This is a genomic window from bacterium (genome assembly GCA_014360495.1).
GTDB lineage: Bacteria > Armatimonadota > JACIXR01 > JACIXR01 > JACIXR01 > JACIXR01.
Genome location: JACIXR010000008.1, coordinates 19,855 through 42,577 on the forward strand (window position 1 = coordinate 19,855; position 22,723 = coordinate 42,577).

The 22,723-nt window shown below is 46.0% G+C and carries 22 protein-coding genes; 10 read left to right on the forward strand and 12 right to left on the reverse strand.

Going from position 1 to position 22,723, the window contains the following annotated elements:
* Positions 1–13 precede the first annotated feature (13 nt).
* Genes H5T88_07700 through H5T88_07710 form a run of 3 tightly spaced genes read right to left on the reverse strand, consistent with a single transcriptional unit; the run spans position 14 to position 2,954 of the window.
* Positions 14–796 (reverse strand): ABC transporter ATP-binding protein, encoded by a 783-nt coding sequence (locus tag H5T88_07700; GenBank protein MBC7330223.1) that lies wholly within the window; start codon positions 794–796, stop codon positions 14–16.
* Positions 759–2,453, reverse strand: coding sequence for an ABC transporter permease subunit (locus H5T88_07705; GenBank protein MBC7330224.1), 1,695 nt, complete (start codon positions 2,451–2,453; stop codon positions 759–761). Before H5T88_07705 ends, H5T88_07700 begins: the two co-directional genes overlap by 38 nt.
* 12 nt (positions 2,454–2,465) lie before the next feature.
* Positions 2,466–2,954: a metallophosphoesterase family protein gene (locus H5T88_07710; GenBank protein ID MBC7330225.1), complete on the reverse strand. Its 489-nt coding sequence runs from the start codon at positions 2,952–2,954 to the stop codon at positions 2,466–2,468.
* A gap of 193 nt (positions 2,955–3,147) precedes the next feature.
* Between H5T88_07710 and H5T88_07715 the strand changes: the two genes are divergently transcribed.
* Entirely contained in the window at positions 3,148–4,824 is a 1,677-nt protein-coding gene (locus H5T88_07715) for a hypothetical protein (GenBank protein MBC7330226.1), read from the forward strand.
* A 48-nt stretch (positions 4,825–4,872) separates the two neighbouring features.
* Here the strand turns inward: H5T88_07715 and H5T88_07720 are convergent, their stop codons facing one another.
* A complete protein-coding gene (locus H5T88_07720; protein MBC7330227.1) occupies positions 4,873–5,676 on the reverse strand; it encodes a prepilin-type N-terminal cleavage/methylation domain-containing protein in 804 nt (267 codons plus the stop codon).
* Positions 5,677–5,940: 264 nt separating this feature from the next.
* Between H5T88_07720 and H5T88_07725 the strand changes: the two genes are divergently transcribed.
* Complete coding sequence (locus H5T88_07725; GenBank protein ID MBC7330228.1) at positions 5,941–6,996, forward strand: DnaJ domain-containing protein; 1,056 nt, start codon at positions 5,941–5,943, stop codon at positions 6,994–6,996.
* Here H5T88_07725 and H5T88_07730 read toward each other — a convergent pair.
* Genes H5T88_07730 through H5T88_07750 form a run of 5 tightly spaced genes read right to left on the reverse strand, consistent with a single transcriptional unit; the run spans position 6,993 to position 11,196 of the window.
* Entirely contained in the window at positions 6,993–7,370 is a 378-nt protein-coding gene (locus H5T88_07730) for a sulfite exporter TauE/SafE family protein (GenBank protein ID MBC7330229.1), read from the reverse strand. The genes H5T88_07725 and H5T88_07730 overlap by 4 nt on opposite strands.
* Complete coding sequence (locus H5T88_07735; GenBank protein ID MBC7330230.1) at positions 7,343–7,822, reverse strand: hydrogenase iron-sulfur subunit; 480 nt, start codon at positions 7,820–7,822, stop codon at positions 7,343–7,345. Before H5T88_07735 ends, H5T88_07730 begins: the two co-directional genes overlap by 28 nt.
* Entirely contained in the window at positions 7,809–9,797 is a 1,989-nt protein-coding gene (locus H5T88_07740) for a CoB--CoM heterodisulfide reductase iron-sulfur subunit A family protein (protein ID MBC7330231.1), read from the reverse strand. Before H5T88_07740 ends, H5T88_07735 begins: the two co-directional genes overlap by 14 nt.
* A 2-nt stretch (positions 9,798–9,799) precedes the next feature.
* Positions 9,800–10,660 (reverse strand): CoB--CoM heterodisulfide reductase iron-sulfur subunit B family protein, encoded by an 861-nt coding sequence (locus tag H5T88_07745; protein ID MBC7330232.1) that lies wholly within the window; start codon positions 10,658–10,660, stop codon positions 9,800–9,802.
* Complete coding sequence (locus H5T88_07750; protein ID MBC7330233.1) at positions 10,657–11,196, reverse strand: 4Fe-4S dicluster domain-containing protein; 540 nt, start codon at positions 11,194–11,196, stop codon at positions 10,657–10,659. Before H5T88_07750 ends, H5T88_07745 begins: the two co-directional genes overlap by 4 nt.
* Before the next feature lie 291 nt (positions 11,197–11,487).
* On the opposite strand from H5T88_07750, the gene H5T88_07755 reads away from it, so the two are divergent.
* The 8 genes from H5T88_07755 (at position 11,488) to H5T88_07790 (ending at position 19,190) form a co-directional block, all read left to right on the forward strand.
* Positions 11,488–12,273 carry a sugar phosphate isomerase/epimerase gene (locus H5T88_07755; GenBank protein MBC7330234.1) on the forward strand — a complete coding sequence of 262 codons (786 nt, stop codon included), beginning with the start codon at positions 11,488–11,490 and terminating at the stop codon, positions 12,271–12,273.
* A gap of 15 nt (positions 12,274–12,288) precedes the next feature.
* Positions 12,289–13,254 (forward strand): Gfo/Idh/MocA family oxidoreductase, encoded by a 966-nt coding sequence (locus H5T88_07760; protein MBC7330235.1) that lies wholly within the window; start codon positions 12,289–12,291, stop codon positions 13,252–13,254.
* A 5-nt stretch (positions 13,255–13,259) separates the two neighbouring features.
* The gene (locus H5T88_07765; GenBank protein MBC7330236.1) at positions 13,260–15,041 is read left to right on the forward strand and encodes a hypothetical protein; all 1,782 of its coding nucleotides are present in this window, start codon (positions 13,260–13,262) and stop codon (positions 15,039–15,041) included.
* 26 nt (positions 15,042–15,067) lie between these two features.
* Entirely contained in the window at positions 15,068–16,123 is a 1,056-nt protein-coding gene (locus H5T88_07770; GenBank protein MBC7330237.1) for a right-handed parallel beta-helix repeat-containing protein, read from the forward strand.
* A 28-nt stretch (positions 16,124–16,151) separates the two neighbouring features.
* On the forward strand, positions 16,152–17,054 hold the full coding sequence (locus H5T88_07775) for a sugar phosphate isomerase/epimerase (GenBank protein ID MBC7330238.1): 903 nt from the start codon (positions 16,152–16,154) through the stop codon (positions 17,052–17,054).
* Positions 17,051–17,614 (forward strand): hypothetical protein, encoded by a 564-nt coding sequence (locus H5T88_07780; protein ID MBC7330239.1) that lies wholly within the window; start codon positions 17,051–17,053, stop codon positions 17,612–17,614. Before H5T88_07775 ends, H5T88_07780 begins: the two co-directional genes overlap by 4 nt.
* Positions 17,615–17,965: 351 nt before the next feature.
* Positions 17,966–18,478, forward strand: coding sequence for a thioredoxin family protein (locus tag H5T88_07785; GenBank protein MBC7330240.1), 513 nt, complete (start codon positions 17,966–17,968; stop codon positions 18,476–18,478).
* A 31-nt stretch (positions 18,479–18,509) separates the two neighbouring features.
* Positions 18,510–19,190: a thioredoxin family protein gene (locus tag H5T88_07790; GenBank protein MBC7330241.1), complete on the forward strand. Its 681-nt coding sequence runs from the start codon at positions 18,510–18,512 to the stop codon at positions 19,188–19,190.
* Between the two features lie 58 nt (positions 19,191–19,248).
* Here the strand turns inward: H5T88_07790 and hypE are convergent, their stop codons facing one another.
* The 3 genes from hypE to H5T88_07805 are packed head-to-tail and all read right to left on the reverse strand — an operon-like array spanning position 19,249 to position 22,723.
* Positions 19,249–20,259: a hydrogenase expression/formation protein HypE gene (gene hypE, locus H5T88_07795; GenBank protein MBC7330242.1), complete on the reverse strand. Its 1,011-nt coding sequence runs from the start codon at positions 20,257–20,259 to the stop codon at positions 19,249–19,251.
* Positions 20,256–20,906 (reverse strand): DUF2344 domain-containing protein, encoded by a 651-nt coding sequence (locus tag H5T88_07800; GenBank protein ID MBC7330243.1) that lies wholly within the window; start codon positions 20,904–20,906, stop codon positions 20,256–20,258. Before H5T88_07800 ends, hypE begins: the two co-directional genes overlap by 4 nt.
* Entirely contained in the window at positions 20,903–22,723 is a 1,821-nt protein-coding gene (locus H5T88_07805; GenBank protein ID MBC7330244.1) for a TIGR03960 family B12-binding radical SAM protein, read from the reverse strand. The genes H5T88_07800 and H5T88_07805 overlap by 4 nt, the downstream gene beginning before the upstream one ends.

The following is a 22,723-nucleotide window of genomic DNA, read 5'->3' on the forward strand; positions in this document are numbered from 1 at the left end:
TCCTCCTTTCTCATTATACAATCAATGTGTAGACCTCGTCAACGATTTTCTGGAATTCCTCATCACGCATATTTCGGGGACGAGGAAGTTCCACTCTTAAATCTCTAATTATCTTACCAGGGTGAGTGGACATAATCAACACCCTATCGCTCATAAATATCGCCTCTTCAATGCTGTGGGTAACCATAAGGATTGACACCGTAGGCAGTTCCTTATCGCCCCATAATCTCAATAGTTCTTCGCGTAGGTTTTGGCTTGTAAGCGGGTCTAAGCTGGAGAAAGGTTCATCCATACATAAGAGTTCCGGCTCAAGGGCGAGGGCTCTTGCGAAGCCAACCCTCTGCTTCATTCCACCCGATAATTCCCTTGGATACGCGTTCTCGTGTCCGTCCAAACCGACCTTCTCCAGCCAATATCTTATCCTTTTCTCCCTTTCCTTTTTATCTATCCCTCTCGCCTCTAACCCCAGTTCCACATTCTGCCAAACGGTTAGCCAGGGAATGAGAGCGAAGTTCTGAAACACTAAGGCAGTTTTAGGATTGACCCCCTCTACTTTTTTCCCTCTATAAAGAACTTCTCCTCTCGTCGGTCTATCCAAGCCAACGATAATCCTCAATAGCGTGCTCTTTCCACATCCTGAGGGACCAACTAAGGAGACGAACTCGTCTTCATAAATGTCAAACGAAACATTCTCCAGCACCACGATATTTGTGTCCTCGTGGTGATATGTGCGAAAAACATTCTTAACTTCCAATACTTTAGGCTTCAAAATTGTATTTTCTTGCTGCGAGCTCATACATCCTTCTCCAGAAGTATTTATTTATAAGTATAATGGTTAGGCTCATAGAGGCTAAACAAAGCAGTATAAGGGCAACATTTCCCAATTCATAGGTAGCATAATCCAAAAGATAACCGATGCCGTAAGCGGTGTAAAGTTTTTTCTTGTAAGTGATCCATTCGGCGACTATAAGGGCGTTCCAAGCCCCACCCCATGCGGTTATGCTTCCCGTTATGAGCGAAGGGAAGACAGCTGGCAGAAGAATCTTTCGCCAATACCTCCAACCCCTAATTCCCAAAACAGCGGAGGCTTGTTTTATATCGGCTGGGATTGCCTTTACGCCTCCAATTAGATTGAAGAGTAAATACCATTGCGAACCAGTCAAAATGAGCAGAATCGCTGCTAAGTTAACATTGCCCGTAACTCCTACGATGTAGCGAACCATAAAAGGGAAGAAGGCGATGGCGGGAATGGAAGCGCAAGCTTGAATTATTGGGAGAAAGAAGCTTTCCCTTTTCTCGCTTGATGCTATGAAGACCGCTGTGGGCAGTGTCCAGAGGAGAGAGATTAAGTAAGCGGCGGCTATTCTTCCCGCAGATGCTAAAACGGCGAGAGGGATTTTCAAAACGAAGGAAAAATGTATCTGAAGGAGGGAAGAGTAAAGTGAAAGGAAGCCGATTACCGTGCCGAAGGCAGCGAGGAAGAGGAGTATTGTAACGAGGGATAATTGAATGAGGGAGAGGGTAGGGGGTGAAAGGGAAACTTTGGGCTTTATGCGGATGGTGAGTAAGGGTTGAATGAGGCGATGGAAGAAAGAGGAGATAAGGGAGAAGAATTTTGTTCTGGCGATTCTTAGCCATAGATAGTAAGTTAGGGGTGGTTCCGAGGTAGACGAGACCATTTCGTAGCGGAACTTCTCCGCCCAGTAGGAGAGAGGCTGCCAGATGAGGAAATACATGATAAAAATAACCGATATAAGGGCGACTATGGAGGCGAGGGCGAGGTCTATTCTTCCTTTATCAACTGCCTCTTGCATCAAGCTTCCCAAACCCGGCAAGTGGAAATTCATAGGACCTATGGCGATTATCTCGCAAGCAATGAGGAAATACCATCCTCCCGCCCAGGAAAGCATTGAGTTGTAAACCACTCTGGGAATAGAAGAAGGGACTATCAAACTGAAGAATTTCCTCAAACCAGATAATCCCACCAAATCAATCGCTTCTCTGATTTCCTCGGGGATGGTCTTTATGGATTCATAAACGGCGAAGGTGATATTCCATGCCTGGGAAGTGAATATCAGGATTATTGAGGCTATTTCTACTCCAATTCGTGCTCCTTTGAATAGATTGACGAAGAGAAGGACAACGGCAGGAAAGAAGCCTAGGACGGGAACGGATTGGAGGATGTCCAAAATGGCGAGCATTATTCCCTCTCTGCGGGGATGGGTGGCTGCGAGATAGGCATAAGTATAGGAGAAGAGCAGGGAAAGGATGTAAGCGGCGGTCATTCGCATTAGGGACCATAGGGTGTAGAGGGGGATTTTTTTATATTCAGTAGGTATATGGGGAGCTACTGGTGGGAAATGGAGGCGCTCTTTGTAGAGAAAATAGGCGAGCGCCATAACCAAAAAGAAAACGATTATTCTCGTAGCTGTTTCCCAGAGGTTTCTTCTCATCCTGGAAAATTCTTATATCCTTAAGATTTCGCCCTTTATCTGGTTTTGGGTTATATGTAATATCCCCACGGAATTGTAGGGGGCGAAAATCCTGTCGGTTGGGCTTCCTGGGTTGAAAAGAAGTATGCCCTGAACCTCTTCATTGAAAGGCTGATGGGAGTGCCCAAAGACAATGCATTGCACATTCTCTCCCGAGAAGGCCTCAAACACCCTCTTGGGCAATCCTTTTGGGTCACCCCATCCATGGATGAGCCCTATGTTCACTCCGCCTGCTTTCACTATTCTCTTAGTGGGGAAGTTTTCTTGGAGCTCATAAGGGTCCATATTTCCGATGACAGCCTTCACGGGGGCGATTTCCTCAAGCTCGAAAATCACGCCGATATCCTCAATATCGCCAGCGTGGAGGATTAAATCCACTCCTTTGAAAAGCTGAAATACGTCCTCGGGAAGGCGGTCAGCCCTCGTTGGGATATGGGTATCGGAAAGGACTCCTATCTTCACAAAAGAAATTATGTTTTTAAGGAAATATTTTGGCAAGTTAAATGTAAAGTAATTTTATTTTCGCTAACCGCCCGAAATCACAAAGAGATTACTTCGGAGAAAAACAACAGACACTTTTTCACAAAGCCACAATTTTTTCTTAATTGTTTTTTAGACTTTTGTTATAATTTCTACCCGAAAGGAGGGATTATCTATGAAAGAATTAATTTTTATCTTCTCCATTCTTTTCGCCCTGAGCGTTTTTCCTCAGGGTCAAGGGGTTTACAATGTAAAGGATTTCGGCGCCAAAGGAGACGGAGTGACGGACGATACCGCCGCTTTCCAATCAGCCCTTGATGCTTGTGGAAAAGCAGGAGGAGGAATCGTCTTTGTCCCTACGGGCAATTATCTTATAAAGGGACACCTTGAAATCCCCTCTTATGTGACCCTTGAGGGAGTCTGGACTGCGCCGAGCACTTGGTCCCAATATAAGGGAACTACTCTCCTCGCAGTTGAAGGCGAAGGAAATGAAAATGGCACACCTTTCATCACTCTTCATACCTCCTCAACGATAAAAGGAATAACGATTTTCTATCCCAACCAAAAGGCGGATAACATAAAGCCCTATCCCTGGACGATTAGGGGGAGGGGAGACAACTGCTCAATTATAGATGTCTTGATAGTGAATCCCTATCAAGCGGTTGATTTCGGCACTTACCCTTGTGGTAGGCATTACATAAGGGGTCTGTACGCTCAGCCTTTAAGGAAGGGGCTTTTCATTGACCAGTGTTATGATATAGGGAGGGTTGAGAATGTCCATTTCTGGCCGTTTTGGACTTGGGATGAGAAGAGCGGAATTCGGGATTATCTCTGGAAAAATGGGGAGGCTTTCATAATCGGAAGAACGGATTGGGAATATGTCTTCAATACTTTCTCCTTTGGTTATAAGATTGGCTATAGATTTATAAGGACGAAACACGGTGTAGCGAATGGGAATTTTCTCGGCATAGGAGCCGATGCGACGGAGATAGCCCTCTTAGTTGAGGACTGCGCCACTTATGGATTGCTGATAACGAATGGCGAGTTCGTTAGCTTCGCCGGTGAGAATCCGATAGAGGTTGTTGTAGCTCCCACAAATACGGGTATGGTGCTTCTTCAAAACTGCGCCTTCTGGGGACCGTCAAATCAGATTGCAAGAATTGAGGGGAAGGGAACGGTTTCCTTTCAGAATTGCAACTTTGATTTCTGGGATAAAGATAAGAAAAGATTGCCCGCTATAGAGGTGCTAAGCGGAGATGTGATAGTTAATGGATGCCTTTTCAATCGTGATGCTCCCCAGGTTTATCTTGGGGAAAATGTGCGCTACGCGGTGATAACGAGCAATCGGTTCATTGGATTTTCCCGCATAATCAATAAGGCGAAGGGGAACGTCCAGATAGGCTTAAATGCCTCTTTTGAGATAAAAGAGGAGGCAGGAAGCATCGTGATAGACGATAGCTTTCCCGCTCCCTATTTCAAACTTGAAGGGCGATGGCATTTAGCGAGGGCGGGAGGAGATTATGGTGGGAGCAGTCATTGGACTGAGAAGGGGAATGGTGAGGCGAAGGCTATTTGGTCGCCCAAGATTGAAAAGGCGGGCTATTACGATGTTTATATATGGTACGGTGAGGACCCAAATAAGGACCACGCTTCTCAAGCTGTAGTTGAGATATTTTCGGCGAAGGGAAAAAGCAAGAAGATGGTAGATTTCACCAAGAATTTCTCTAAATGGAATCTTTTGGGAAGGTTTTATTTTAAGCCTGGTGGACCAGCGCAGATAGTTCTCACGAACGAAGCGAATGGGAATGTTGTAGCTGATGCGATTAAACTTGTTTTCGTGGGGAAAAAGTGATGTAAGGCGAGGAGGGAGGATTCCTCCCTCCTCGTCCTATTGAGCTCCTCAGTATCCTCCGTCGCTTGTGAGGGATGGGTCGCAGAAGCGCAAGCTGCCACCGAATCTTTTATCTCTGATTTGGTCCGCCTTATACCACTTAGCGTGTCCGTCGCCAAAGATGAGGATATTACCTCCATTGTGGCGAGCGAGGTTAGCGATGGCGTAATTCCAGTCAACGACTGTGAGAGGGCAGCCACATTGGATAGCTGATTCCCCATTCCAGTTGGGGAAGGCAATCCTTATCCCTACGCCCTTCGTTCTTTCCGTAGCATAAGGATAAAAGCAGCTGTCAGTGGAGTCTGCTAGGATAACAGTTTCGGCAGGAGCGATTAAGCGGGCAAGCCTATGACAACCATAAGAGCAACCCCAATACATATATCCACCGTTAAGCATCGTTTCATTGTAGCCATAGCTTGACCTTGGGAGGCTATTATCATATCTCCCGTGGCAGCAGGCCCAGCAGGTTTCTCTCCAGCCACTTGTATGATTGTCGCTTGGGCACTTGAAAACATCTTTGTTCTTGACGTAAGGTAGTAGCTGCTCCGTCCAGAAAAGTGAGTTCCAGGAAGCGGACAAGCCTTCAGCGCAGTTGCCATCGGCGCACCAAGCAATCCAGAAGGGGAATGACTCATCCCAATCTTGAGCATACATCATCAAAGCTGTACCAATCTGCTTTGCGTTTGACAGACAGGCAGTCTGCCGAGCTTGTTCCCTGGCCCTGGAGAAAACAGGGAAGAGAATAGCGGCGAGAGTCGCTATGATAGCTATGACGACGAGGAGCTCTATGAGCGTAAAGCCTTTCTTTCTCATTCTTTTTCACCTCCTTTCTTTTTAGGATTTCTCATCAAGTGAGTTGTAAAACATCAATATCTCGGCTCGCTAAATCCCAAAATAAAAGACGCAGAAAGAGAAGCTTTCTCCTTTTTCAAGAGCAACGCCATTGACCTCCCGTTTAGAATGTCCAGCACCATAAAGGGAACTTTTTTATATCTAAGGTGTATATCTTTGTCAATACTATGTCAATTCAATCCATTGAGTTGAAGAAGGGGTTAGTTTTCTTTAAAATAAAAATTGATGGCGAGAGATTATTATGAGATTTTAGGAGTTGCTCCCACGGCTTCGGAGGAGGAGATAAAGAAGAGGTTTAGGGAGCTTGTCCGTCGCTACCATCCCGATGTCCACCCAGATAAGCTCTTTAGCCACGAGATATTCCGCCAAATCCTTGAAGCATACAAAGTTTTAAGCGACCCTGAGAAAAGAAAATTATATGATTCAGCAAGAAAGGGAAAGGTAAGCTACGCACCCGTTGAGGTTAAAATCCCTCCTCGCCCTCCCGTTGATATAGAGGGTCTCCTTTTGAGAGCGGAGATAGCTTTAATCAGGGGCAATTTCAGGGACGCTATTGACATGTGCAACGAGGTTCTTAAAAAGGACCCGAAAAACGCCTTCGCTTACAATCTACTGGGCGATATCTTCCGAGCTCAGGGAAGAAGAAAGGAAGCGATAGAAATGTATTCCTACGCCGTGCAGTTCGACCCGTATAAGCCAATCTATGTTGAGAAGCTGAATCGCTTGCTGAAAGGGGAGGGGATGGAAGTTGAGAAGGGAGAGGTTAAACCAAGAAGATTTTCCTTGCCTCTTTTCTCCCTCGGCTTTCTATCCCTCATCCCTTTGGTATGGTGGCTTAGGCTTCACCCCGGGGTAATTCTAAAGAATTTCCCGTTTTCCAATTTCACATTAAACCTGATTTTAATCCTCGCTTCAGCGGGATTTGTTCTCGGCTTTTTCTCTGGCTGTTCCCGCTTCCTTCGTCCCCACGATGAGGAGTTGATTTTCGCTTTGAGCTGGATTGGCAAAGGCTATATGCCATTGGGATTGATTCTCTGTCTCTTTTCACTTGGCTCTTTCTGGGGTTCCCTCGTTTTATACGCCATTTTATCCCTTATTCAGGAACACACTTCCCCATCAGCTTGGAAAGCCTACGCTCTTTCCTTTCTGGCTACAATCGTCATCTCCCTTTCTTTTCCCATATCCTGGAAAAGCCCACTCTTATGGGGTGGGAATTTCGTTTTTCCCTTTTTCCTTCTCGGCTGGCTAATCGGAGATATCTTCCGCCCAGTGGGAAGTTAGGATTTAGAAATGAGCATTCTTAGTGCGAGGAGAATAATCACAATTGCAAGAAGTTTTTTGATGAGCCCAGCGGGAAGATAGGAAACGAGGGTTGCTCCCAGAAAGGCGCCCAAAAGTGAGCCTATCCAGATGATGGCGGCTGTTTGCAAATCAGTATGTCCGTAATGAGCATGGCGAATCGCTCCCATTAAAGCGGTTGGAACCATAACCGCGAGGCTTGTTCCCAATGCTGTATGTGTTGGCATTTTGAATATCTCCGTCAGGATTGGTATGACTATCACGCCTCCGCCGAGCCCGAAGAATCCGCTGAAAGTTCCAATGAATATACCAAATAAAACTAAACTCACTACTCCGAGCCAGGTAAAAGTTGCCATATTTCCTCCCTTTCCAACAAAGCCTTCATCATAGGTTCACTGATTTTTAAGGGACCGACCTTTCTAACCTCCTCGGTCATCTCGGTCACCACTTGGGCAAACTTCTTTCCCTCCGCTGCGGAAACATATCTTATCTGCAGGCGTTCAGGTTCAATTCCTGCGAACTGCATAAGCTCCTTGAGAAGCACGAAGCGACGGCGAGCGTAGTAGTTTCCTTTTGAGTAATGGCAATCACCGGGATGACAAAATGCAACGAGAACCCCATCAAATCCCTCTCTAAAGCCCTTAATTATGAAATAAGGGTCCATACGAGCGGAGCAGGGAAAGCGGATGACCCGTATGCTGGGAGGGTAGGGTATGCGGGATATCCCGGCTAAATCCGCGCCCGCATAGGCGCACCAGCGACAGAGAAGGGCAAGGATTTTAGGTGTCCATTCCTTATTCTCTTTCAACTCTTGATAATCCCTCCAGTTGGGCAATTAATTGTTCAGAGGTGAAGCCGAGGAGGTCAATCGCTTGAGACCTGCAGGCTGAGGCACAATTCCCACATCCTTGGCAAAGCCCCTCATTCACCTTTGCCACCCTTCTTTCCAATCCCGATGTCTGCTCTATGAGCACTTCCTCCTCAATGGCGGAGTAGGGACATACCTCCTTGCAGTAGAAGCAACCGACGCATTTATTCTTATCAACCCTTGCCACAATCGGTTCGGAGAGCAAGTTCTCCTGCTGAAGCACCTCTATGGCTTTAGCGGCTGCAGCAGATGCCTGCGCTACGCTGTCGGGTATATCCTTGGGGAATTGACAGGTTCCAGCGAGGAATATCCCCTTCGTAAGGGTTTCAACAGGGCGAAGAAGCTTCGGGTGAGCCTCCATTAGCCAGCCATATTCATCAACTGAGATATTCAGCTTGCGTGCGAGCTCCTTGACATCCTTTTGTGGTTCAAGCGCTGCGGCAAGGACAACCAAATCCGCCTCAATCTTAACCTGTTGACCGAGGAGGGTATCTGTCCCCTGCACAATTAGTTTCCCATTCTCAGGGTATATCCTTCCAACTCTTCCCCTTATATATATGGCGCCGAATTCATCCTGCACCCTCCTCACAAATTCCTCATAACCTTTTCCGAAGGCGCGAATGTCTATGTAGAAGATATATGTCCTAACATCTGGCAGATGCTCCTTTAATAAAAGGGCGTGCTTCGCTGTATACATACAGCAAACCCTTGAGCAATAGGGATAGCCTTTTTGCTCATCCCTTGAGCCAACGCATTGGATGAAAACGACACTCTTTGGATGCTTGCCATCCGATGGCCTCACTATTTCCCCTTTTGTTGGTCCAGCGGAGTTTATCATTCGTTCCAGCTGGGCTGAAGTGATGACATCGGGATATTGTCCATATCCATATTCGCCATATACTGAGGGGTCAAAGACATTTGCCCCAGTAGCGACTATAATAGCGCCAAATTTTTCCTTTATGTATGTATCCTGCTGAGAATAATCTATTGCCTTCGCAGGACAAACCTTTTGACAGAGCCCGCATCTCCCCTTCGTGAAATAGAGGCAGGCTTCTCTGTCTATAACGGGGACGAGGGGGACGGCTTGAGGGAAGGGGATGTAAATAGCTTTTCTCTCTCCCAACCCTTCATCAAACTCGCTTGTTGCCTTACCCGGGCATCTCTCTATGCATAATCCACAGCCTGTGCAGATATTCTCGTCAACTGAGCGAGCTTTTTTCTTTATGGTTACTTCAAAGTTCCCAACAAATCCCTTTACCTCCTCAACTTCGCTATAAGATAAGAGGGTTATGTTGGGATGGCGATAGCAGTCAACCATTTTGGGGGAGAGGATGCACATAGCGCAGTCAAGGGTAGGGAAGGTTTTATCAAACTGCGCCATCCTTCCACCTATGCTCGGCGACTTCTCAACCAGATAGACCTTGAAACCGGCGTCCGCAATGTCTAGCGCCGCCTGTATTCCCGCTATCCCACCGCCAATCACGAGCGCCTTCTTCTCAACTCCGAACTGCAAAGGTTCAAGCGGTTGGGCTCTTTTAACCCTCTCCACGGCGGCTGCCACGAGCTCAAAAGCCTTTTCCGTTGCGCTCTCCCTGTCATCGTGCACCCAGGAGTCCTGTTCTCGGATGTTCGCCATTTCCATAAAGTAAGGATTGAGTCCTGCTTCCTCAACCGCTCTCTGGAAAGTTCTCTCGTGCATAGCAGGAGAGCAGGCGGCGACAACGACCCTATTGAGGTCATACTTCTTTATCGCATCCTTGATTAGCTCCTGTCCCGGGTCTGAACACATATAGCGATAGGAAGTGGAGTAGACCACGCCGGGAAGGGTTGAGGCTTGTTGCGCTACTTTCTCAACATCTACCGTTCTCGCGATATTAACTCCACACCAGCAGATGAATACTCCTACCCTCTGCATCTCTACCTCCTTCTAAGGGCGGGTATGAGGAATGGGCTGACGAGATGGCGGCTCAACCCCAACTTCTTCGCTGGAATCCCTAAAGCCAATCCGACAGCCTGTGTGAAATAAAGGATGGGGATATTGAAGATTTCTCCTTTTACTCTATGTATATCCGCTTGGCGCGCGTCAAGGTTAAGATGGCAGAAGGGGCAAGCTGTGACTATCGCATCTGCTCCCGCTGATTTTGCCGATTTCAATATCCTGTAGGTAAGTTCAACGACGAGGTCCGAGCGAGGAATCGTCAAGTTGGCGCCACAGCATTCAGTCTTAAAAGCCCAATCCACGACCTGCGCTCCACAGACTCTCAGCAATTCGTCCATAGTTTGGGGATTTTCTGGGTTATCAAATTGGCAGATATGAGGAGGACGAAGGAGGAGACAGCCATAATAGGAGGCGAGCTTTAGGTCGGAAAGGGGATTTTTGACTTTTGATTTAATCTCCTCAATCATCTCGCTGAAGAGGTCAAGGAGATTACGCACTCTCAATCTATTCTCCCAAGGGATTGGAAGGAGTTCCCTTACTTTTTTGAATGTCTCCGCGTTCTGGCAAACAACGGCGGAATGTTTTAGGCGATTGAAACAGGCGGCGCAAGGAGCGACTACATCCTCAACATCCATCCTTTCCGCAAGGGCGAGGGAATAAGCTGGGAGGGCAAGGGAGAGGAGATGATTGGTTGCGTGGGCAGAGGTTGCTCCACAGCAAACCCATCCCTCTATCTCCTGGAGTTCAATTCCCAATGCCTTACAAACTTCCCGCACGGAAATGTCAAACTCTATGCCCGTTGAATGGAGCGAACAACCAGGGAAATAAGCGACCTTCATCTTTGGCTTGCCTTTTCAATGAGCTTTCTCACTTCCTCGCTGTTGGGGGAGGAAGTGGGAATGGGGTTTAGCTTCCCATTAATGAACATCTTTATTCCCATTAATATATCGTTGAACCACTGCCTGCTTCTCAGCTTATATTCCATTATGAAGCCTAATTCGTAAAGCTTGCCAAGCCAGCCTATCCATCGGAAGAAAACCCTGTGGAATAGGGGGATATTTGGCTCCTTCGGAGGGATGTTTTCCTTTAGAGCGATTTCCCTCAGGGCATCCATAACGAAGGAGATTCGGATTTCAAGGGGGCAGCGGGCAGTGCAGGAGGCGCAGGAGGCGCATATCCAGATTGTTGAAGATTGAAGAACCTCTTTTAAGCCCAGCTGAGCCATTCGCATAACCTGATTTGGCTTTACATCCATAGCGAAGGAGAGAGGACAACTGGCTGTGCACTTCCCGCATTGGTAACATTTCTTGACATTTTCTCCGCAGATTTCCTTTATTTGATTTGATAAAGAATCATCCGCTACGAGGTCAATCATAAAAAAATCACCTTTAAATTATTATACAGTTGGAACCCCATAAGTCAAAGAAATTTAAGAATTAAGAGCAACTATAATTATTATTCTTTATGTAGAAAAGCCCATAGGAAATAAAATTCCAGTATTGTCACGGTCTCTCTATGGGGAGTCCTTGCAATGATAGAAAGATTAAGCTTTGGCAAACTCTTTCCTTTAACACCATAACTATTCCTCGGTTTTTGCTTTTTTCTATTGACTACTCTTCAAAATGTTTTATTCTATTGACTAAAAAATAAACTGGAGGTGATTCAAGTGAAAATAGCCTGTCAGGAGAGCCTTCTTCCCGGAAGAGACCTTCTGGAGAGGGCAGAAAATGCTAAGAAGTTTGGGTTTGAGGGAATTGAGCTCTGGGGAAGCGGTTTGAAGGAGAGGGTATGTGAGATCAAAAAGGTTATGGATAAGGTGGGGATTCCTGTATCCACTATTTGCGCTGGCTTCAGGGGAACGCCTCTGGATGCCGACCGCTCCCAGCGGGAGCTGGCGATTTCGGATTCCAAGGAAATCCTTTCCGTAGCCGCCGATTTGGGAGCCGTGGGAATGATTTTCGTCCCCATTTTTGGTGGTCCCCGTGTGCCTGACCTAAGCCCCCTTTACAATCCCTATGAGCTAGAGAGAGAGTTATTGTTGAAGCTATTGGATGACCTGGGCGCCCATGCTGAGAAGGTAGGAACCTACCTCCTCTTAGAGCCTTTAAATCGCTACGAGACACACTTCATCAACAGGTTGGAGCAAGCTGTATGGTTCTGCGAGAAGGTTGGGAGAGAGGGCGTCAAGATAATGGCTGACTTTTTCCATATGTCCATTGAGGAAAGCGATATAGCTCAGGCGATAAAAGCCGCCGGACCTTACATCAAACATGTGCATCTCGCGGATTCCAATCGCCTCCTTCCGGGCTGGGGACATACGGATTTCAAGGCTCCCTTTGCCGCCTTGAAGGAGATAGGATATGAGAACTTTATGGCTATGGAATGCGGCGTGCCGGGGAATCCCGAGGAGAGCTTGCCCAAGAGCGTCAACTATCTCAGACAATTTATTTAAAAGGAGGACGAGAAGATGAAAGTTAGGGTAGGATTTTTAGGCTGTGGAGGAATCGCCCACGCTCATATGGAGCGTTTGGCGAGGATGGAAGATGTGGAGATGGTCGCCTTCTGCGATGTGGTGAAAGAGAGAGCGGAGGGTTCTGCTCAGAAATACGGAGGAAGAGCTTATACAGACCATCACGAGATGTTGGAGAAGGAGAAAATGGATGCGCTCTTTGTCGCCCTCCCTCCCGTTGCCCATACTGATGGCGAGATAATTGCAGCTGAGAAGGGAATCCACATCTTCGTTGAGAAACCGATTGCCCTGACGCTTGAGAAAGCCAAGGAGATAAATGAAGCGATAAAGAAGGCGGGAGTGATATCCTCCGTTGGCTACCATTTCCGCTACATGGACACAGTTGAGGAGGCGAAGAAGCTGGTGGAGGGAAAGACGATTGGGATGATTTTGGGCTATTGGATAGGTGGATTTCCTGGCGTTTATTGGTGGAGAAGGATGGATATGTCCGGAGGACAGATAGTTGAGCAGACGACCCACATCTTTGATTTAGCTCGCTACTTCTGCGGTGATGTTGAAGAAGTCTACGCCGCCTATGGAAGGAAGATTCTCTCGGATATCCCTGAGTCAGATGTTCCCGATGTGGGAACGGTAACAATGAAATTTAAAGATGGCACGGTTGGAACGATTTCCAACTCCTGTATGATATCTCAGGGCTACAGAGTGGGAGTTGAGCTGTTCTTAAGAGACCTAGTTTTGGAAGTCGGCTGGCGTTTGAAGATAATAGAGCCTAACAGAACGATAGAGAGGAACTGCACGGTTGATGCATATTGGGAGGAAGATAGGATATTCATAGACGCGATAAAGACGGGAGATGCCAGCAAGATTAAATCCCCCTATGAGGATGGCTTGAAGAGCTTGGCGATAAGCGTGGCGGCTAATAAATCTTGGAAGGAGGGGAAGGCGGTTAAGGTAGAAATTTAATCTGGATGCATATCGTTGATTTACTATTTGTTTCCTATATCGTAGCGCTGGCTTTTGGAGTTGGGGGGCGGATTCTTCAAAGAATCCGCCCCCTCAATTTGAAAGATGGCGAGAATATCGTCTTTGCTATCGGTTTTGGGCTTGGAATAATCTCTCTCCTCGTCTTCTTTATCGGAATATTAGGGCTTTTCTACAATTGGACTTTTATAATCCTTCTCTTCTTTCTAACTCTCTTCGCTCTTTGGGGAGTAAAAATTAGAGGCAAGCCAAAGCTGGGGGCTTTTCCCTATGAATTATTGGTTTTTCTTCCATGGTTTATCTTAGTTATCCTTGGAGCTTTATCACCTCCCGTTGATTGGGATGGCCTCGCCTATCACCTCGCCGTTCCCAAGCTTTACCTCCAAGCGCATAAAATCTACTGGGTTAAATTCATCCATCACTCCAATTTCCCATTTCTTATGGAGATGCTCTACACCATTCCCCTTTCCTTCGGTTTGACAGATGCTTGCAAGCTTTTCCACCTCACTTTTGCTCTCCTCATAATTTTCCTCCTATATTTTGAGCTGAGAAAATATGGAAAGATAGCGGGGTTAATTGGGGCTCTCCTTCCGCTTCAAACCGTCATTTTCTCCTGGGAAAGCACCATAGCCTACAACGATTTGACCTTCGCCTTCTATGTCCTCCTCGCCCTTTCCTCCTTTCTTAAGGAAGAGTTTCTTTTAGCGGGAATAGCGATGGGTTTTTCCTTGGCAACGAAGCATCTTGCATTATCCTATCTCCTTGCTTTATCTATCCTTTTGCCATTTTATAAAGAAGGAAAGCTTATCATCAAACCAAGATGGAGCGAGTTTCCAAGGAAATTGGTTATTCTCCTTCTTCCCGCCCTTCTCCTCGCTCTCCCCTGGTATTTGAAGAGCTACATCTATACGGGAAATCCCGTTTATCCCTTCTTCTACAGCATATTTGATGGCAAGCTTTGGAACGCAGAAGCGGCTGAGGCATATAGGAAAGCCCAGCTATCTATGGGGATGGGAAGGGGAGTAACGCATTTCGTCCTTCTTCCCTGGAATCTGACGTTTCATCCGGGGAAATTTTTTGACCCAGGAGCCAATCCTTATTTTGTCCTAATAGGTCCTCTTTATCTCGCTTTTCTTCCCCTCATATTATATGAGCCTTTCTTTCTCGCTTTCCTTTTCCTCTCCACAATCCAATGGTTTATTCTAAGCCAAAACATCCGTTATTTCCTTCCCATCCTTGCCATTCTTCCCATTCCTTTGGCTAAGAATTTACTTAGATTTTGGAAAAGACCTTTCAAGATGATTTTCGCTTCCCTTTTAGGCATCTCCTATCTGTTTCATCTCTTCTTCTTTTCCTGGATGTCCTATCCGTGCTGGGCAGTTGCGCTGGGTTTGGAAAGCAGGGAGGATTTTATAAGGAGGGTCTTTCAACCTTATCCCGTTTACGAATATGTGAACGAGAATTTGCCGAGAGACAGCAAAATAGCCCTTTTGGGTGAGCCTAGGGGATTTTATTTGGATAGGGAATACATCTGGGCTGACCCTGGTCATCATACGTTGATTCCCTATGAAAAATTCCGAAGCGTTCAGGAGCTGATTGAGGGTTATAAAAAGCTCGGAATCACCCACATAATAATAAACAGACTTTTCGCTCCAGGAAATCCCGAGAGCGAAAAAGCAATTGATAAATTTCTTTCTAATCCCTTATCTTCTCCTAATATAGAGCTACTCTTTGCGGAGAGGGAAGTGTATTTGTTTAGAATAAAATGAGGAAGAGTTTATTATGTGTTATTTTAATGCTTTTATTTGCCTCATTTGAATTCTGTCAAAGTAGTCCAGTGGGAATTGTTGTTGTGAAGGAAGCTAAGAAAATACAAGAAGAATTGGATAGATTGGGAAGGGAGGGTGGAGGGATTCTTTTTCTCCCTGCGGGAACATATAGGATTGAGAAAACGCTGAAGATTCCCTCCAATGTCATATTGAGAGGGGCGGGAGCGGGAACGATTTTGAAGCCCACGATAGCTATTGGGGAAAGGCAATATCCTGATAATAGGGTGATTTCAAATGCTGATGTTGAGGGCGGCAACAAAGGGATTATCATTGAGGACTTAGTCGTTGATGGGGAGCTTTTGGGCGAATATCATAAGACGGGAATTTATGGGATAAGCCTAAACAATTGCGATAATTGCATAATAAGGAATGTTGTAGTGAGAAGATGCAGTGGGGAGGGAATTCTCGTGGCTTATGGGAAAGGGAATACAATTGTGGAGAATTGCATCGTGGAGGAGAACAATCACGGGATAAACATCCATCATATTAAGGGGGCGGTTCTATTAAGAAACAATATCTGTAAAAGGAACGGCGTTCATAAGCCGCAGTATGGAGGGATAGGGATATTCGTTGAAGGGGTGGAGAATATAAGCATAATCGGGAATATCTGTCAGGATAATGCCTGGGCGGGGATAGTTTGGATGGGAGGAGCGGATGAGGCGAGGGGGATAAAATATCCCTCAAAGGATTGTCTCATAGCGAATAACATTTGTGTTGGTAATGGTTCGCAGGGAGGTATTTTCCTCAATGGGACATATTCGGATACGAAGCGTTTTTTGGTGAGCGGGAACCTTTGCAAGGAAAACAAGGGAAACGGCATCTGGGGATTCAAAGTTAAGGAAGGAGTTATAAGCAATAACCTGAGCTTAAATAACAATGGTTGGGGCATCTCATTATTGGGAAGCGAGGGTGTAACCATTTCAAATAATTTAGCGTTGGAGAACGATAAAGGAGGAATTGAGGCGAACAGTGAGAAAAATAAAATCCTGAACAACATTGACTTGATGGGAAATAACGGATAAAAATAATGAAAAAGAGGTTGAATAAACGATGAGAATTGGAATCTGCTGGTTATATGCGATAAGCAAGTATGGGTATCCTCCCTCACTCGCTGATACTTTCAAGGTCATCAGAGAGATGGCGGGTTTGGGATTTAAATATATTGAGCTGGAAGGGGTAGGGGAGGAGAATTTGCGGGAGATTTATGAGAATAGAAGGGATTTGAAGAGCCTTTGCGACGATTTGGGGCTCGTTGTGCATAACTTCTGCCCTGTCCTTCCCGATATCGTGAGCTTGGAGAAGGGGAAAAGAGAGCGCGCGAGGGATTCGTTCAAATTGGGGATTGAATTGGCTAAATTCTTCGGCTGCGAAACAATCCAAACGGATAGCTTCACACCTCCTTTGAAGTTCATCGGCGATAGACCATATAAGGAAATGGTTGATTTCGGTCTTCAATTTAAGGTGGAGATAGACCCTTCCTTCAGCTGGGATGAACAATGGAAGGTTTTGGTTGAAACATTTAAGTTCTGCGCCCAGGAGGCGAGGAAAGCGAATCTGCGCTTCTGCTTGGAGCCGAGGGTAGGGGAGATGATATGCACTACCGATGGTATTCTGCGTCTTATGGATTGGGTGGATGATGATAATTTTGGAGCTGTCCTTGATACCGGACATTTGAATGCTCAGAAGGAGATACTCGCCCTTTCGGTTGAGAAATTGGGGAAGAGGATATTTTATGTCCATCTATCCGATAACGATGGGAAGGTGAACGAACATCTTGGGTTGGGAAAGGGAAATATAGATTTTGAGGAGATAATCAAGGGCTTGTTGAAGCATAATTTCAAGGGCGTTATAGGGTTGGATATAGGGAGGATACCCAATTTAGATGAAGAGGTAAAGGCTTCAAAGGAATATCTTCTAAATATCTTTGAGAGATTGGGAGTTGAGGCGGAATGAAGTGCAGGATTTGCGGGAAAGAGGCGGAATTTAAGATAAAAAGCTATAACCTCGCGATTTGTTCGGATTGTTTCTTGAATAGGCTTCATAAAAGGGTGGAGGAGACGATTAAAAGGTATCGGTTGTTTGATAAAGGGGAGGAAATCTTCGTAGTGGCAGGAGGAAAAAATAGCGATGTTTTGGCTAATTTGCTTTCTGAGATGGGTTATAGGGTTGAGTTTGCGAGCTCTGAGGAGGAGGTGGCGGAAGGGAAGATAATAGCGATGGGGGATGTTTTGGAGGATGAGGTGGCGAATGCCATCTGGAAGATTTTGAATTGGGAGTTGAGAGAGGATGCTCTCCCATCTTACTATGAGAGAGGGAGGAAGATAGTCAAGCCTCTATGTCTATTGATTGAGGAGGAAGTTTTTATATATAGGAATTTGAAACGGATTGAGGAAGTTAGGGAAAAGGAAGAGGGGATAAAGGAAAAGATGAGTGAATTAGGGATTTTGTCTGCGGGTTTCATGCTTTCCTTTTATAAGTCTTTAGTCAAAGAGATAGGCTTATTGCGGGATTGAAAAGGAGGGATTGCCAGACCTTCCTTCGTCGGACTCGCATCTATAGGTATAGGTTTTAAATGACAATTCCTCGCCATAGCAAGCTCAGAACCTCTCTGTCATTGCGAGCCTGACTGCGTACGCAGTCAGGCTTGGCAATCTTGTATTTAAATGCAAATACATTCTTTAAGAAGAGATTGCCACGGGCTCCCCGTAGGGAGCCCGCGCATCTATGGGTATAGGTTTTAGCGACAATTCCCTCCGTAGCGGTGTGGATGAAAAGAGCAAATGCAATGTAAATTTGACTATTTGAAAAATGTTGTTATTATTATAAATACCCCCTAGGGGTATTTTGAAAGGAGGTTTTATACTATGAGGTCTAAGCTTGTTTTATTAGTTCTGTTTTTGGTTGTAGTTATAGGGCTCGTTGTCCTAATGAGTGGAAGAAAGGAGAAAAGTTCTACTACTGTTCCGCCTGTGATTTCAAATACTCCCGCCGTGAATGTTCCCACTGCGGGAGGGGGAGCGAAAAAGGAAGAAGCAAAGACGCAGGAGGGGGATGTTATCAGTTTGGATGAGGGCAATTTTAACGAGTTCATAAATTCTGATTTGCCAGTTATCGTTGATTTCTGGCAGACGGGCTGTGGAGCGTGTATGATGCTTGAGCCGATTTTCAAGGAAGTGGCAGGAGAGATGAAAGGGAAGATGAAATTCGCAATGTGTCAAATAGATTATAATGGCAATGAGAAATTCGCCTATAAATATCACATTGAAGCCACGCCCACTATGATAGTTTTCAAGAAAGGGAAGGAAATCGGGCGAATAATCGGGTATAGAGAGAAGGATTCTCTTATGGACGCCTTGAAAGATTTCCTTAGAAAGTGATTTAATAAAAATAAAAAGGAGGTTATAGGATATGGCGATTATCTCGGATAAGGACAAGGAGTATATCAAGAAATTGTTTTCCGAGAAGTTGGACAAGGAAGTAAGGATTTTGATGTTCACACAGAAGGAGAGTCCATTGGTGGTGCCAGGTGTTGAGGAATGCACATACTGCAAGGAGACGAGGCAGATTTTGGAGGAGCTATGCGAGCTCTCGCCCAAGCTGAAATTGGAGGTTCATGACTTCTATGGGGAAAAGGAACTTGCCGCGAAGCACGGGGTTGATAAAATACCCGCCACATTGCTCATTCCCGAGGGAGAGGAAACGGCGAGGGTGAGATTCTACGGCATACCGAGTGGATACGAGTTCGGCTCCCTTATAGAGGATATAATAGATATGTCAAGGGGCGAGACCTCGCTTTCCCCGGAAAGCAAACAGAAGCTTGCATCTCTAACGAGCGATATCCATATCCAGGTCTTTGTGACGCCGACCTGTCCCTATTGCCCATCCGCTGTAAGGACGGCGCATCAGATGGCAATGGAGTCAAAGCATATAAAGGCGGACATGATAGAGGCAATAGAATTTCCCCATTTGGCGAACCGCTATAGGGTGAGAGGAGTGCCGAAGACGATAGCCAATGATATTGTGGAGATAGAGGGGGCTCTTCCTGAGCAGATGTTTGTGGAGAGGGTTTTATCGGCTGTTAAGAAATAACAATTTTATGGCGAGGCTTCCCGCAAGGGAAGCCTCGCCATAAAAATACTTTATAGCTCTAGCAGATGCGAGGTAGCTCCTCGCCGATTGGCATTTCTACTATGCGTGAACCTCCTATCTTCGTCCGAAGGACGACCTTCCCCTTGGGTTGCCTTTCAATCCTCCCTATTATTTTTGAATCTTTCCCTTCCTCCCTTTCCCTCATAACTTTTAAGACCTCCTCTCCCGCATCTTGGGAGACAATCGCTATGAACTTTCCCTCATTAGCGACATACAAAGGGTCTAATCCGAGAATTTCACAGGCGGATAGGACCTCGGGTTTGATTGGAACCGCTTCCTCTTCAATGTGAATAGCCAAGCCCGTCGCCGAGGCGATTTCGCAGAGAACCGCCCCCAATCCTCCCCTCGTCAAATCTCGCATCGCTTTAATCCCTTCTATTTTTACCATCTCTTCAACTATGTGATTCAGTGGTTGGGAATCGCTTTTTATATCCCCCTCCAAAGTTATTCCCTCTCTCGTCATAAGTATTGCTATTCCGTGCTCCCCGATGGGACCATTTATGATCACAAAATCGCCTTCTCTAATGTTTTTGAAAGAGAACGATATATTGACCGGAATTATCCCTATTCCCGCCGTGGTTATGTATATTTTATCCGCCATTCCCTTTCCAACCACTTTCGTGTCGCCTGTGACTATATAAACTCCCGCCCTTGAACAAGCTTCTTTCATTGAGCGAGTAATCCTTTCCAATTGTTCCATAGGAAATCCTTCCTCGATTATCAGGGAAGCGGAGATGTAGAGGGGAGTTGCTCCCATCATTGCCAGGTCGTTTACAGTTCCGTAAATTGACAAACTTCCTATATCGCCCCCGGGAAAGAAGATTGGGTCAACGGTATAGGAATCAGTAGTGAAGGCGAGCTTGAGATTTTCAAATTCTAAAACGGCGCTATCCCCCAGCTCGGAGAGGATAGAATTCTTGAAAAAGGGGAGAAAGAGCCTCTCTATCAGCTCTCTTGTTAGCTTTCCACCTCCTCCGTGAGCAAGAAGTATCCTATCCTCTCTCTTCATTTCTCTTTTACGAATAGATTCGCCCTATGGACCTGAACGAGCTTCATTTGGGGTAGAAAGGATTGCAAAGCTTCAACTACCTCTCTCGGTTTAGCCGAGCCATAAGGGGTGAGGGAGACGAGCAGTTCCAGGCTAGCTTTTGAAGGTTGAAAATCCCTCAATTTCAAATCTCTAACGAAATCCTTTAGATTTATCTCCTTAGTTTTTCCTTTCTGTTCTCTTTTCATTGGGAAACTGGGTGCTTCAAGGAATTTTTTAATCGCTTCTTCCAAAGCTTCCCTTTTAACCTCGGTGGGGAGAATTATGGTCAAGATGAAAAGGGTGCTATCGGCTATTATTCCCTTTTTGTTCAACTGGGAGACATCTTCTATTCTTATTCCATTAGGGAGGAAGCGATTGAGACGCTCCTTGATTTGGTGAGAGGGAAGGGGTTCTTTAAGGGTGATAATAGCCTTCTCGCAATCGCTCGTTGCGCCGAGCTCTAAAGCGGTGAGGAAGGATATTTTGGGATGGGGATTGTAGCCCTCGGTGAAGGATATGGGTAGAAATGAGCGTCTCAATGCCCTTTCAAGCGCTCTATAGAGGTCAAGATGGGATATGAATTTAGCTTTCCCTTTTTTGGATATAGTTAAGCAGTAATCTCTCATTTGGGAGAGGCTATTTCGTTTTTGATTTTAAAGTTTAGGCAGATGCCGCAATTGGAGCAGGAAGAGAATCGGCAATCAGGGGTGGTTTCTCCCCTTTTAGCTCGTTCGTTTTCCTCTATTAAGAATTCCTTGGATATTCCCACATCTATTACATCCCAGGGGAGAGGTTCGTCATAGGGGATTTCCCTTTCAACATAGCGATGAGGGTCAATATTCGCTTCGGCGAAGGCTTCAAGCCAACGGGAGAAGTCAAATTTCCCTTCCCAGCTATCCATCCTACATCCTTTCTCCCAGGCTTTGAGAATCACCTGGCTAACCCTTCTATCTCCTCTGGCAAGCGCTGTTTCAACGAAGCTCATATAGGGTGAATGGAAATCCATATCCACCCTTTTATCGCTTACTGACTTCCTCAACATTTGCATCCTTTTCTGGAGTAGTTCTATTGGAAGCTGTGGACGCCATTGAAAAGGTGTATGGGGCTTGGGCATAAAGGGGGAAACGCTCAAGTGGAGGCGATTGAGTTGTCCCTTGCCCAATTTAAGGATTTGTTTGAGCAGATTACCCAGCTCTTCTATATCTTCTTCAGTTTCCTCTGGAAGCCCAATCATAAGATAGAGCTTCAATGTTCTCCAGCCGAGGGAGAAAGCGGTTTCAATTGTATTGAATATCTCCTCATCGGATATGTTTTTGTTTATTACCTTCCTCAGGCGTTGATTTGTTTCAGGGGCGAAGGTCAGGGTTGTCTTTCTAACCCTCTGGATTTCCTCGGCTAATTTCAGGGAGAAGGTATCCAAACGGAGGGAGGAAAGGCTTATTCCCACTCGTAAGGGGAAAAGCAAGCGGGATAAGCGAGCGGTTATCTCCTCTATTTGGGAATGGTCGGCTGGATTTAGGGCAATCAAACCCACTTCCTCTCCACCGCTGAAGGAGGATAGGGAAGAAGCAAGGGAGATAACCCTTTCCGCCGAGCGCTCCCTCACAGGGCGATTCACCATTCCCGCTTGGCAGAACCTACATCCCCTAGTGCACCCTCGCATAATTTCCACCGAGGGGCGGTCGTGGACAATCTGTATATAGGGTATAATCCAACATTCAGGATAGAATGCTTCCTCCAATGACTGAACGACTCTCTTCCTCACTCTCTTCTGGGCGGGTGGATAGACCTTGAAGGAAAGAAACTTTCCCTCTCCATCAAATATAGGTTCATAGAATTTTGGAACATAAACTCCCTCTATCAGGGCGAGCCTCTCCAGTAAATCCTCGCGTCTTTTACTTTTCCGAACCTCATCTATTATCTCTCTTATCACTTCCTCGCCTTCGCCGATGACGAAGGCGTCAACGAAGGGAGCGAGAGGCTCGGGATTAAAGCAGGCGGGACCGCCAGCTATTATAAGTGGGTGGCTATCGTCTCTTTGAGAGGAGAGGAAGGGAATTTTTGAGAGATGGAGGACTTGAAGGAAATTGGTGTAATTTAGCTCGTGCTGTAAAGAAAAGCCAAGGATTGTAAACTGGGAGAGAGGTCTTCCAGTTTGAAGGGCGAAGAGGGGTATATTTTTTGAATTTAAAATGCTCTCCATGTCTTCCCAGGGGGAAAAGGCTCTGTCGCAGAGAACTCCTTCCATTTCGTTGAGAAGATAGTAAAGGATGTGGATAGCGGAATTGGACATCCCGATTTCGTAGATATCGGGATAAATCAGACAGAAGCGGATAGGGTTTTCCTCCCATCCTTTCTCTACAGAGCCCCATTCGCCATTGATATAGCGAGCAGGTTTCTGGACAGAGAGGAGGAACTCCTCCTCAATGGGAGGGAAGGACAT